Source organism: Labrys sp. KB_33_2 (assembly GCF_052114505.1).
Taxonomy (GTDB): domain Bacteria; phylum Pseudomonadota; class Alphaproteobacteria; order Rhizobiales; family Labraceae; genus Labrys.
In genome coordinates, this window is sequence record NZ_JBFREW010000020.1 from 1 (window position 1) to 11,996 (window position 11,996).

13 protein-coding genes, 1 other RNA gene and 1 pseudogene are annotated in these 11,996 nt (G+C 61.9%); 7 read left to right on the plus strand and 8 right to left on the minus strand.

The annotated features are described in order from the left end of the window. Nucleotides 1-133: pseudogene (locus AB4037_RS28650) on the plus strand (IS630 family transposase); the annotation flags it as partial. A 214-nt stretch (nt 134-347) separates the two neighbouring features. Here the strand turns inward: AB4037_RS28650 and AB4037_RS28655 are convergent. From AB4037_RS28655 to fumC, 3 genes are all read right to left on the minus strand, one after another. Next, nucleotides 348-563, minus strand: a complete 216-nt coding sequence (locus AB4037_RS28655; protein ID WP_068282176.1) for a ribbon-helix-helix domain-containing protein — start codon at nt 561-563, stop codon at nt 348-350. Between the two features lie 9 nt (nt 564-572). Further along, complete coding sequence (locus AB4037_RS28660; RefSeq protein WP_434955778.1) at nt 573-761, minus strand: DUF4169 family protein; 189 nt, start codon at nt 759-761, stop codon at nt 573-575. A 112-nt stretch (nt 762-873) separates the two neighbouring features. Beyond that, a complete protein-coding gene (gene fumC, locus AB4037_RS28665; RefSeq protein WP_434955779.1) occupies nt 874-2,283 on the minus strand; it encodes a class II fumarate hydratase in 1,410 nt (469 codons plus the stop codon). A 195-nt stretch (nt 2,284-2,478) separates the two neighbouring features. On the opposite strand from fumC, the gene ssrA reads away from it, so the two are divergent. Next, nucleotides 2,479-2,829: a transfer-messenger RNA gene (gene ssrA / locus AB4037_RS28670) on the plus strand. A 105-nt stretch (nt 2,830-2,934) separates the two neighbouring features. After that, the gene (locus AB4037_RS28675) at nt 2,935-3,555 is read left to right on the plus strand and encodes an SspB family protein (RefSeq protein WP_434955780.1); all 621 of its coding nucleotides are present in this window, start codon (nt 2,935-2,937) and stop codon (nt 3,553-3,555) included. Nucleotides 3,556-3,825: 270 nt separating this feature from the next. On the opposite strand, the gene AB4037_RS28680 is transcribed toward AB4037_RS28675, so the two are convergent. Beyond that, nucleotides 3,826-5,328, minus strand: a complete 1,503-nt coding sequence (locus AB4037_RS28680; RefSeq protein WP_441773807.1) for a Do family serine endopeptidase — start codon at nt 5,326-5,328, stop codon at nt 3,826-3,828. A 173-nt stretch (nt 5,329-5,501) separates the two neighbouring features. After that, complete coding sequence (locus AB4037_RS28685) at nt 5,502-5,705, minus strand: DUF2065 domain-containing protein (RefSeq protein ID WP_434955782.1); 204 nt, start codon at nt 5,703-5,705, stop codon at nt 5,502-5,504. 168 nt (nt 5,706-5,873) lie between these two features. Between AB4037_RS28685 and AB4037_RS28690 the strand changes: the two genes are divergently transcribed. Further along, the gene (locus AB4037_RS28690) at nt 5,874-6,038 is read left to right on the plus strand and encodes a hypothetical protein (protein WP_441773808.1); all 165 of its coding nucleotides are present in this window, start codon (nt 5,874-5,876) and stop codon (nt 6,036-6,038) included. A 61-nt stretch (nt 6,039-6,099) separates the two neighbouring features. Here the strand turns inward: AB4037_RS28690 and hflC are convergent, their stop codons facing one another. The 3 genes from hflC to miaA form a co-directional block, all read right to left on the minus strand. Then, complete coding sequence (gene hflC, locus AB4037_RS28695) at nt 6,100-7,020, minus strand: protease modulator HflC (RefSeq protein ID WP_441773809.1); 921 nt, start codon at nt 7,018-7,020, stop codon at nt 6,100-6,102. Further along, complete coding sequence (gene hflK, locus AB4037_RS28700) at nt 7,017-8,147, minus strand: FtsH protease activity modulator HflK (RefSeq protein WP_434955785.1); 1,131 nt, start codon at nt 8,145-8,147, stop codon at nt 7,017-7,019. Before hflK ends, hflC begins: the two co-directional genes overlap by 4 nt. Before the next feature lie 271 nt (nt 8,148-8,418). Continuing rightward, nucleotides 8,419-9,351 carry a tRNA (adenosine(37)-N6)-dimethylallyltransferase MiaA gene (gene miaA, locus AB4037_RS28705; RefSeq protein WP_441773810.1) on the minus strand — a complete coding sequence of 311 codons (933 nt, stop codon included), beginning with the start codon at nt 9,349-9,351 and terminating at the stop codon, nt 8,419-8,421. Between the two features lie 17 nt (nt 9,352-9,368). Here miaA and serB point away from each other — a divergent pair, with 17 nt between their 5' ends. The 3 genes from serB to AB4037_RS28720 all read left to right on the plus strand — a co-directional run bounded on the left by serB (nt 9,369) and on the right by AB4037_RS28720 (nt 11,993). Then, nucleotides 9,369-10,259 (plus strand): phosphoserine phosphatase SerB, encoded by an 891-nt coding sequence (gene serB, locus AB4037_RS28710; RefSeq protein WP_441773811.1) that lies wholly within the window; start codon nt 9,369-9,371, stop codon nt 10,257-10,259. 51 nt (nt 10,260-10,310) lie between these two features. Beyond that, nucleotides 10,311-10,859, plus strand: coding sequence for a DUF4256 domain-containing protein (locus tag AB4037_RS28715; RefSeq protein ID WP_441773812.1), 549 nt, complete (start codon nt 10,311-10,313; stop codon nt 10,857-10,859). A 180-nt stretch (nt 10,860-11,039) separates the two neighbouring features. Next, nucleotides 11,040-11,993, plus strand: a complete 954-nt coding sequence (locus AB4037_RS28720) for a thymidylate synthase (protein ID WP_441773813.1) — start codon at nt 11,040-11,042, stop codon at nt 11,991-11,993. Nucleotides 11,994-11,996: the final 3 nt, after the last annotated feature.

An 11,996-nucleotide genomic window follows, 5' to 3' on the forward strand; every position in this document is an offset into this window, starting at 1 on the left:
CAAAGCCCATCTGAGGGCGGCTGCCGCTCGAACTTTCGAACAACTCTGGAACGCAATCGGCGATATCTGCGATCTCTTCAGCCCAAAAGAATGCTGGAACTATCTTAACGCCGCTGGATATGCGTACGATTAAATGTCCGATGCGCTAGCCTTTATGGACGCGCTAAGTCTGAAGCAAGCTAGGTCTTCAATTGTTCGAATGGGCTATGGCCGCTGCCGTAGAGACAAACTCCTGCAACATGATGAAGGCAAGCATCAAGCGGGAGCAAAACCAGGCCTGCCGGATGGAACCTGCTTTCCATCAATCAGGCGAACGCGACTGCAGGCCGGGCCGAATCAAGCCACCCTCATCCTCGGCGCACATTCTCCAGGACGAAGAGCCGGATTGCCGAAGACAGATTTCCTTGGGCGCGTGTGGCATCGATCTCGGCAACGACGTCCGAGAGCGTGAGATCGCGCTTGGCGGCCAGTTCTTTCAAGGTTTCCCAGAAGGCATCCTCCAGGGAAACGCTCGTCTTGTGGCCGGCAATGACGATGGAACGTTTAACGACTTTGCTTTTCATGGCAGCCCATCACTCTACATTATTGGGCTTCAGGCGGTGTCTGTCGAGGTGCCTTTCGGCCTCCTGCTTATCCGCCTGCAGCCTTTCTCTATCGATGCGCGAGAGTCCATGGATCGAGCGTTTCCGGGCAGCTTCCTGCTCGGCTTCGGCCCTTGCCCGAGCCTTGCGTACTCTCCTCAAATTCACGATCTCAGTCATCAGCTTACCGGAAAGGAACTTTCTCTCAAGTGAACAACTTCACTATCGACTTGAGGCCCGATCTGGGCACATCTTGTAAGACATATGCCTTGATTGGAAAACAACGTTCCTGTCATTCTTTATCTGGCGTTATCATCCGTGCAAGGCTCATCGCATTTTCAAAAGCTCTTTCATCCATTATTTTTGCCGCCAATATTTCCTGAAGTAGAGTGGTACCGTTATGGTGCGCTGTCTTCGCAATATAAGCTGCCTTATCATAGCCGATGACAGGTGTTAGTGCCGTCACCAGCATGAGGGAACGCGCCACGAGATCGCTGATTCGGGAAGTGTCGGCCTCGATTCCGCTGACGCAGTGATCGGTAAAGCTGTTGGCTGCGTCGGCAAGCAGGCGGATAGACTGCAATGTCGCGTCGGCGATCACCGGCTTGAACACGTTCAGTTCCAAATGCCCCTGGCTGCCGGCAAAGGTGATGGTGCTCTGATTGCCGAACACCCGTGTGCAGACCATGGTCATCGCCTCGCATTGGGTCGGGTTGACCTTGCCCGGCATGATGGAAGAGCCCGGCTCGTTTTCAGGCAGAATCAACTCGCCGAGGCCGGCTCGAGGGCCCGAACCGAGCAGCCGGATGTCGCTGGCGATCTTGAACAGGCTGACGGCCACGGTGTTGAGCGCACCATGGGCCGCCACCAAAGCATCATGCGTGGCGAGGGCCTCGAATTTGTTGGGGGCGGTGACGAAGGGTAGGCCAGTCAGGGCAGCAAGTTCAGCCGCGATCCGTTCGGCGAACCCCTCGCGGGTGTTGAGGCCGGTGCCGACCGCCGTGCCGCCCTGCGCCAGGGGCATCAATTCGGCAAGGCCAGCCTCGATCCGCCGGATGCCCTGCTGCAACTGCGTGGCATAGCCTGAGAATTCCTGACCGAGCGAGAGTGGGGTCGCGTCCTGCAAATGGGTGCGGCCGATCTTGATGATGTCCTTGAAGGCTTCGGCCTTCTGTTCCAGGGCGGAAGCCAGATGGCGCAGTGCCGGCAGCAGCCGGTCATGGATCTCCCGGGCGGCAGCCACATGCATGGCGGTGGGGAAGGTATCGTTGGACGATTGGCCGCGATTGACATGGTCGTTGGGATGCACCGGCTTCTTAGAGCCCATGGTGCCGCCGAGCATCTCGATGGCGCGATTGGAAATCACCTCATTGGCATTCATGTTGGTCTGCGTGCCGGAGCCTGTCTGCCAGACCACTAGGGGAAACTCGTCATCAAGCCTGCCGTCGGCGACCTCGCGAGCCGCGCGCTCGATGGTCTCGGCCAAAGCGGGGTCGAGCACGCCGAGCTCGCGATTGGCGCGAGCGGCCGCCAGTTTGATCAGCCCGAGAGCGTGAATCAGCGGGCGGGGCATCTTCTCGGCGCCGATGCGGAAATTCTCGAGCGAGCGCTGGGTCTGTGCCCCCCAATAATGCCCGGCGGGCACCTCGATCGTCCCGAAGGAGTCGCTTTCCTGGCGGCTGGCGGGGGTGGCTTCAGTCATGATGGTCTCCTGCAACTGGCCCCATGCGGTCAGCCCTGGATTTGGGGAGCGCATGGCGGCTCGTATTCGAGTCTCCGGTGGGGCATCCAAGGCCGCTGCCGCATGCCGATTGAGGATGGCACGGGCAGGGCGAGACGCCCTCTCTCTCAAATAAGGCATGTCAAGCCTGAGGAAAGCTCCGTCAAACCGCAATCGCCTCTTTTTTCTGCCGAACAGGCAGCCTATATTCCCTTTGCCGGCTCGCGCCGGCTATGGCGATAAATGGTCATCGAAATAAACCTTTCGGACCCGGGGGCAGTACCCGGCGCCTCCACCAGAGCCCGTCAGGGCGGGCTGCGGCGGGGGCGAAACAGGATCGACGAGGGTGTAAAGGGTGTGCTTTCGCTCGGCATGGTTCCGCCGATATCGGGCCTTTTCAATAGTTGCCAACGACAACTATGCTCCGGTTGCGGTTGCCGCGTAAGCGGTAACTAGACCGAAATCAAGTCCTGACGGGTAGCACCGGCAGGCGGGGTTCGGAGGCACCTGGCAACAGAAGCCTCCACTTCATTCCGGTCTGCCTGCAGGCCATCCGAAGATGCGGTCTGCAAGGCGTATGAATGTGCCAGCGGGCCTGATGTAATCAAAAGCTGGCCTGGTAAGAATTGCGCGATGAGTATTGACCATATCCGGTATGATCTTCTCACTCAGGATGCGCTGCGCGGCATGGTTCGCCGCGTGCTGGCCGATGCTGCCCGCATCGGACTGCCGGGCGACCATCATTTCTTCATTTCCTTCAAGACGCAGTTTCCCGGCGTCAGTATTCCGGCGCGTCTGGCGGAAAAGTTTCCGGAAGAGATCACGATCGTCCTCCAGCATCAGTTCTGGGATCTCACAGTCAGCGATTACGGCTTCGAGGTTGGGTTGTCTTTTGGCAATGCGCCCGAGCGGCTGGTCGTGCCTTTCGCTGCCATGACGGCCTTCTTCGATCCGTCAGTGGATTTCGGCGTGAAGTTCGAGGTCGACGAAGTCGAGACGGAAGAGGAAGCCGCACCGGTACCGGCGCCGGCTGCGATTCGCGCAGTTCCGCGTAGTGACGAGGGCGAAGCCGGCAAGCGTGCACCGGCCAAGGAAGCCGGGACCAAAGAGGTTGCGGCCAAGCCTGCTCGCAAGAAGGCCAGCGCTCCTGTTGAAGAGCCGGTTACTGCGACGGCAGGCGAAGGCGGTGAGGACGAGCAGCCCGCCGAGAGCGAGAAAATCGTCAGCCTCGATCATTTCCGTAAGAAGAAGTAAGCGGCCTCACACGAGTGACATCCTCGCCAGCATGAGCGGGGTCACGTCCTGCTCTGCATCAAGCTGACGGCTTGGTTGTCGGCTGAGGCCGCAGATGCCTCGTCCGCCTCTCCCTTCCCCGCACACGCTGCGTTTCCAGGAGCAGGCGAGACGCCCGCAGTTCCAGGCACATTGCTTCCCCGCACACCTTTAATTGGATCGCCCGAAGCAATTACGAATGGGCCTCCGCAAGGCGGAGACCCATCGTCTTGTAAGATCTGAAGCTCAGGCTCAGTTCAGGCTAAGTGCCACGAAGCGCAGCTCACCCTGCGTGTTCGACAACAGCAGCAGAGCCTGCTTGGTGCCGGACTTCTTCAACTCCTCGATGCGCTTGCTCACATCCTCAGGGTTGGAAACCGCTTGCTGGCCGACCTGGAGGATAACGTCGCCGATCTTGACCTGCTTGTCCTCGGCCGAGGAGCCGTTGTCCACCTTGGTCACCACCACGCCCTTGGCATCGGTGGCAAGCTTGTATTTGTCGCGCAGCTCCTTGGTGATGCCGGACATTTCCAGGCCGAGGGCCTTGGTGATCTTCGGTTTTTCAGGCGTTTCGGTGCCGCGGGTGGATGCCTTGATGGCGGCGTCGCTCTCGTCGAGGCGTGCGACGGTCACCGTCTTGGTCAGGGTCTGGCCCTTGCGCAGAATCACCACCTCGACCTTCTTGTCCACCGCCGTGTCGGCGACGAGGCGGGGCAGGTCCCGCATTTCCTTGATGTCGTGGCCGTCGAATTTCAGGATCACGTCGCCCGGCTCTAGGCCTGCCGGCTTGGCCGGGCCCTTGTCGTCGACGCCGGCGATCAGCGCGCCCTGCGCCTTTTGCATGCCCAGGCTTTCGGCGATGTCGTCACTAACGCCCTGAATACGTACGCCCAGCCAGCCGCGCCGCGTCTCGCCATAGAGCCGAAGCTGCTCGATCACGGGCTGCACCGTCGCCGACGGCATGGAGAAGCCGAGACCGATCGAGCCGCCTGTGGGCGAGATGATCGCCGTGTTGATGCCGATGACGCCGCCATCCATGTCGAACAGCGGCCCGCCGGAATTGCCCTTGTTGATGGCGGCGTCCGTCTGCAGATAATTGTCGTAAGGCCCCGAATTGATGTCGCGGTTGCGGGCCGAGATGATGCCCAGCGTCACCGTGCTCGACAGGCCGAAGGGATTGCCGATAGCCATGGCCCAGTCACCGACGCGGACCTTGTCGCTGTCGGCGAACTTCACCGCTTTCAGCGGCTTGGGCGGGTCGACCTTGAGCACGGCCACATCGACCTTCTTGTCGCGGCCGAGCAGTTTGGCCTTGAGCTTGGAACCGTCGTTGAAATTGACCTCGATGTCGTCGGCGTCGTCGATGACATGGTTGTTGGTGACGATGATGCCGCTGGGGTCGATGACGAAGCCCGAGCCGAGAGCTTCGGTCTTGCGGGGACGCTGCATCCCCTTGCCTTCCTTGTTGAAGAACTGGTTGAAGAATTCTTCAAAAGGCGATCCGGGCGGCAGCTTGGGCATCGGGGCCCGCGGCTGGTCCTCGCCGTCTTCGTCATTGCTGCCGGAGGCCACCGTCTGCGAGGTCGAGATATTGACGACGGCATCGATCAGTTCGGCCGAGAGATCAGCGACGGAGGGCGGGCCCGCCGCGGCCATGGCAGGCGGCGCCACCAGGGTTGCCGGGCTGGCGGCGATCAAGGCGGCGATGGCAACGGCGCCGCTGCGGCGCATCAGGCTGTTGAGTTGAATCGGCATCAAGTCCTCGGATGGTCACCCGCATCGGTGTTGATGTGGGGCGCGGTCGGATTGAATTTCAAGTGCGGAATGCGGCGCGAGCGTGACGCACTCGCAAGTTCACGCAAAGTTGGGGCTTGTCAGTTTCGTCTGCAACAGGAAGCGGCGGTGCGGCCCAACACCGGGCCGACACGTCACATGCCCCTTACAACCCAGATTATGATGATACCGATGATGGCGGAAATGAAGCCGGCGAGGCGAAGCTGTGCGTTGGGGGAGTTGGCGACCGAGACCATCATGCGCCGTACCGGCTCGGGAAAGGCCAGAAAGAACAACCCTTCGATCGCAAAGGCCAGTCCGAGCGCCGTGATGAAATCACCGAAAGAGAAACTATTCATCCGCCCCACACATTATATGAACCTCACCCGAACCTTCCGACGGCTCGCGATCCTAAGCAGGTTCCTCCTGATCGAGCCACGGGCGCGATCAGGAGGAACCTGCAAGATATCAACATTCGCGTAGTTCCCTGGCGAGGCCCATCCGCGGACCTCGCTAGGAAACTACGCTTGAGCAAAACGCGTTTATACCTGAACGCTTGTTTGCTCCAGTTCCTTGTTTCCAAGCCAATCCAACGGATTGGCCAGAGCGTTTTTGCGATTCTTGCTGAACTCGTCAAATCGCAGAACGCTTTTGGCAAGGGCGCCGACGGAATGTTCGCGGCGGTCCTATGAAAACGCCGGCCGCAACGAGGCGGCCGGCGCAATGGAGCTTTATCTAGGGCCGACGTCAAGCCTATTGCGCCGGAGCAGCCTGAGGAGTCGGGGCCGCAGGCGCCGGTGTTCCCGCTGGGGCAGCCGGTGAGCGAAGATAACGGAAGTAATCCCAGTCCGGGCTGATGAAGACCTGCGTGTTGTCAGGCTTCATCGCATCGACGTAGTTACGCATCGACAGGTAAAACTGGAAGAATTCCGGGTCCTTGTTGTAGGCGTCTGCCAGGACCTTGATGCGGCTCGAGTCGGCCTGGCCGGTTGTCTCCGAGGCCTTGCCGCGTGCTTCACCGAGGATCTTGGCGACCTGCCTGTCGGCGTCGGAACGGATAATCTGCGCCTGTTGCGTACCCTGCGAGCGAATCTGCTGGGCCTCCGTCTGGCGCTGCGACTGCATGCGCTTGTAGACGGCCTCCGAGTTGGCCTGCGGCAGATCGGCGCCGCGGATGCGTACGTCGACCACCTCGATGCCGAGGCCGGCGGCTTCGCGATTGACCTCGGCGCGGATCTTTTCCATCAGTCCGGCGCGCTGGTCACGCACGACGGCAGCGAAGGTCGACTGGCCGAGAATTCGGCGAACCGCCGAGGACAGGATCGAGGAAAGCTGCAGTTCCACGCCCTTTTCCGTACGCGAGGTCTGGAAGAAGCGCAGCGGATCCGAGATACGGTAGCGGGCGAAGGCGTCGACCTTCAGGCGCTTCTGGTCGCTGGCGATGACTTCCTGCGGCTGGCTGTCGAGGTCGAGCACTTGCTTGTTGATGTACTCGACATTCTCGATGAAGGGCCATTTCCAGTAGAGACCGGGCTGGGTCTTCGCCGGCTGCGCCTCGCCGAAGCGCAGTGGCAGGGCGTAGTCGCGCGGCGTCACCGTGTAGGCCGACAGATAGGCCAGGACCAGGACGGCACCGGTCGTGATCAAGGCAATGGTTCCAAGCGGGGATTTCATTGCGCCGCTCCCTGCTGGGGTTGCGCCGAGCCGGCCGGCCGCTTGAGCACACGGTCGAGTGGCAGATAGGGTACGATACCCTGGCCCTGCGTCTTGCTGTCCAAGATCACCTTGTTCGTATCGGTGAGGATGGCTGTCATGGCTTCCAGATACATGCGCTCGCGGGTGACCACGGGGGCCTTCTGATAGGCGCTGAAGACTTCGTTGAAGCGAGACGCCTCACCGGCAGCTTCGGCGACGGTGCGCGCACGATAGGCCTCGGCCGCCTGGGTGATACGGGCGGCTTCACCGCCAGCTTCCGGGATCACCTTGTTGGCATAGACCTGCGACTGGTTGATGGTGTTTTCCTGGTCGGCACGAGCGGCCTGCACGTCGCGGAAGGCGTCGATCACCTGGGGCGGCGGATCGACATTCTGCAACTGCACGAGGCGGACCATGACGCCGGCCCCGTAGCTGTCGAGAGCCCGCTGCATTTCACCCTGCACCTGCTGTTCGATCGCCTGGCGATCGCCCGTCAGGATCGGCGTGATGTTGCGCTGGCCGACGGCCTCGCGCATGGCGCTCTCCGCCACGGCTCGGATCGTTCCCCTCGGATTGGCCAGGTTGAAGGCAAACTTGTCCGCCGCCGACGGGTTGATCTGCCACTGCACCGTGAAGCCGATATTGACGAGATTCTCGTCACCGGTCAGCATTTCATTGGCGCTGTCGCTGTCGCCGCGCGTGCCGATATTGATGGTCTCGACATTGGTGACAGTGAGCTTTTCCACCGCACCGATCGGGTAGGGCACGTTGTAGCGCAGGCCCGGCGGGCTCAGCGTCTTGTAGCTGCCGAAGACGAGGTTGAGGCCGACCTCGTTGGGCTGCACGCGATAGAAGCCGGTGAGCAGCCACAGGCCGATCAGCGCCACGGCGCCGATTGCGATGTTGCGCGGCGTGAAACCGCCGCCGCCCTGGAGATTCTTGAGGCCGTCCTTGCTGCGGCGAAGCCAATCTTCGAGATCCGGGGGCTGGGAACCGCCGGATGGACCGCCACCCCAGGGGCCACCGCCCCCCGGTCGCCCGCCGCCGTTGTTGCCGCCGCCGCTACCCCAGGGGCCACCACCGCCGCTCTGGTTACTCCAAGGCATGTCTTGGTCCTTTGATTGTTCGCCTGCCTGAAGCAGGACGAAAGCCCATTCCAAAGAACGGAATAAGCTGGAGAGAAGCTGCATATAGGAATGCAACCCCCCCGATCAATCCGAAACCATGTTTGAAAACAAGCCTCTAAATCCACCAAACCCTATTGGGATGAAGCTGTCTTCACATGGCAAAGCTGCAGAAATTCATATGCAGCCCCTTGAAATTCCTATGTAAACCCGACGCTGGGCTGCGATTGCCGGCCATCGTGATGGTCACGTGTTAAATTTCGTTCATCAGCGCGGCTGAGGCAATTGCAAGTGCCTGATCAGGCTCGACGAAGCGCCACCCCGGCATCTGGTGGCGGAACCAGGTGAATTGGCGCTTGGCGTAATGGCGCGTATCGGCCTTGGCGCCCGCAATGGCCTCTTCGAGCCCGATTTCGCCGGCGAGATGGCGGCAGAGCCCAGGCACGCCATGGGCCCGCATGACGGGCAGGGCAGGATCGAGCCCCCGGTGGGAGAGTGCGCGAACCTCCTCGATGGCGCCTTGCCCTACCATCAGGTCGAAGCGCCGATCAATCCTGGCATAGAGTTCGGCGCGCTCAGGGCTAAGAAAGAGGCGCAGGCATTTGTCGGCATCGAGCAGAGGCGGCGAATGCGGTTCGCTCTGCCATTGCGACAGGGAGCGGCCGGTCGCCTCGAAAATTTCGAGGGCACGGATTAGGCGCTGGCGATCGCTGGGCCGCAGACGATTCGCCATGGCCGGATCCTTCTGGTTCAGCCAGGCGTGCAGGGCCCCGGTCTCCATGCCTTCGGCCTTGCCGCGTATCGCGTCGCGGACGCTGTCGGGAACGGCCGGCATCTCGGCGAGCCCTCTTTCCAGGGCCTTGAAGTAGAGGCCGGTGCCGCCGATCACGATGGGCAGGCGTTCCTGCCGCCGGACACTGTCCAAGGCGGCGGCCGCGTCATCGCGCCAGCGTCCCACCGAATAATTGATGGCTCCGTCGACATGACCATAGAGCAAATGGGGCGCGCGCGCCGTCTCGCTCGCATCAGGTCGGGCACTGAGCACGGCGAGATCGCGGTAGACCTGCATGGAATCGGCGTTGATGATGCTGCCGCCGAAGCGTTCGGCGAGCGCCAGGGCCAAAGCTGACTTGCCGCTCGCCGTCGGACCTGCGAGAAGCACCGCGTCATATTGAATGGCTGTCACTCCGGATACCTGCCCTCATGTCCCTTGTCGCCACGCTGATCTCCCATCCGGACCGTCCCGCCCTTGACGCAGCTACCCTGTCGCACGCGGCGCAGTCGCTGGCCTCCCCCGGAGCTCCCGTCGTCCTGGCACCCGGCGTGGCAGTAGACATAACCTGCACGGCCGATGCGCCGATCGTCGAGATCGAGGCTCGTTTGCGCGAGGCCCTGGCAGGGAGCGCGGTGGATCTGGTGGTGCAGGAAGCCGAGGAGCGGCGCAAGCATCTTTTCCTCGCCGACATGGACTCCACCATGATCGGCCAGGAGTGCATCGACGAATTGGCCGATTTCGTCGGCGCCAAAGCGGTGGTGGCCGAGATCACCGAGCGTGCCATGCGTGGCGAGATCGCCTTCGAACCGGCTCTGCGCGAGCGTGTGGCCCTGCTGAAGGGACTGCCGGAGAGCATCGCCGACGAGGTCATCCGGGAACGCCTGACCCTGACCTCGGGCGGACCGGAACTGGTGCGCACCATGCGGGCGAACGGGGCCTATACGGCGCTCGTCTCCGGTGGCTTCACCTTGTTCACCGCCAAGATCGGGGCAATGGTCGGCTTCGACGAGCATCAGTCCAACCTTCTCGTGGTGAGGGATGGCCGCCTTACCGGTGAGGTGGCCGAGCCGATTCTCGGCAAGGAAGCCAAGCGCGCCAATCTCGATCGCTTGCGGCAGGCGAGGGGGCTGGCAGCCTCCGATACGATGGCGGTCGGCGATGGCGCCAATGATCTTGCCATGCTGGGCGAAGCCGGTCTCGGCGTGGCTTATCGTGCCAAGCCCGCGGTCGCCGCGGCGGCTCGGATGCGGGTGGAGCATGGCGACCTGACGGCGCTGCTCTATGCGCAGGGATATCGCAACCAGGATTTCGTGCGCTAGACATTGGGCGCCAGGACGGGGCCACGTCCACCAACGGGAAGCGGGAGCTGCATGATGACCAACGACGGCAATCAGGACTTGCTGGACGTGCTGAAAGCCCGCTTCGAAGCCAATATGAAACGCCACAAGGGCCTCGACTGGGCCACGGTGCGGGCACGTCTGGAGGCCGATCCCAAGAAATTGCACGCCCTTGGCGAGATGGAGCGCACAGGAGGCGAACCGGACGTAATCGGCCACGATTCGGGGACCGGCGAATACGTCTTCTACGACTGCTCACCCGAAACGCCCAAAGGCCGCAGAAGTCTTTGCTTTGACCGGCAGGCGCTCGATGAAAGGAAGGAGCACAAGCCGGAGGGCAGCGCCGTCGACATGGCCGCCGCTATCGGCATCGAGCTCCTGACGGAAGAACAATATCGTGCGCTACAGGAACTGGGTGCGTTCGACCTGAAAACCTCGAGCTGGGTGAAGACGCCGCCCGAGATCAGGAAAAAGGGCGGAGCCCTGTTTTGCGATCGCCGCTATGACCATGTTTTCTTGTACCACAACGGGGCATCTTCCTATTATGCCGTGCGGGGGTTTCGAGGCGTGCTCAAGGTGTAATCCGAAGATCGGCCAGATGTCGGGCTAAAGCGACCGTCGGCGTTCGTACATAGTTTAGCAGGAAATCCGCGCTAGCCTTTCAAGAGCCGCCATCTCGACATGGCCGCGCAGACTGAAAGATTGCGTGCACAATTCTCTCAGGGGGGTCGCGGAATCGGACGCCGCGGCTAAGATCAGGCCATGCTCGACCGCTCCCACAAGCCGCACCCTGAACAGGGCTATCTTGATCTCCTCGACCGCGTCTGGCGCGAGGGCACGCCGCGGGTCGACCGCACCGGCGTCGGCACACGCGCGCTGTTCGGCCAGAGCCTGCGCATCGATCTGTCCGATGGCACGCTGCCCTTGCTCACCACCAAGCGGGTGTCCTGGAAGACGATCGTGCGCGAGTTGCTGTGGTTCCTCGATGGCGGCACCAATATCCGGCCGCTGCTGCAGAACAAGGTGACGATCTGGACTGATTGGCCGCTCGCCAAATATCGCCAGGCAACCGGCGAGGCGATCAGCCAAGAAGATTTCGAGGCGCGGATCGTCGCGGACGAGGCTTTCGCGGAGCGCTGGGGCGATCTCGGGCCCGTCTACGGTGCGCAATGGCGCCATTGGCCGCTTTTCGTGCCGACCGACGTGCCGGGCGAGGAGGGGCTCTATCGCAGGGATCCCAAGGGGATCGACCAGATCGCGCGGCTGGTGCACGACATCCGCAACAATCCGACGTCGCGCCGCCTGATCTTCACCGGCTGGAACGTGGCGGAACTCGACGGCATGGCCCTGCCGCCCTGCCACACAACCTATCAATATTTCGTCGCCGATGGCCGGCTGTCCGGCCTGCTGCACCAGCGCTCCTGCGACGTCGGCCTCGGCGTGCCCTACAACCTCGTCACGGCCTCGCTGCTGATCCACATGCTGGCCCAGCAATGCGACCTGGAGCCCGGCGAGTTCGTCTGGTTCGGCGGCGACGTGCATGTCTATCAGAACCATGGCGATCTCGTCGCCCAGCAATTGAGCCGCACGCCGATGCCCTGGCCGAAGCTGCGCTTTGCCCGCAAGCCTGCCTCGATCCTCGATTACAAGTTCGAGGATTTCATCGTGGAAGGCTATGAAGCCCATCCGGCGATCTCCGCGCCGATCGCGGTATGATCG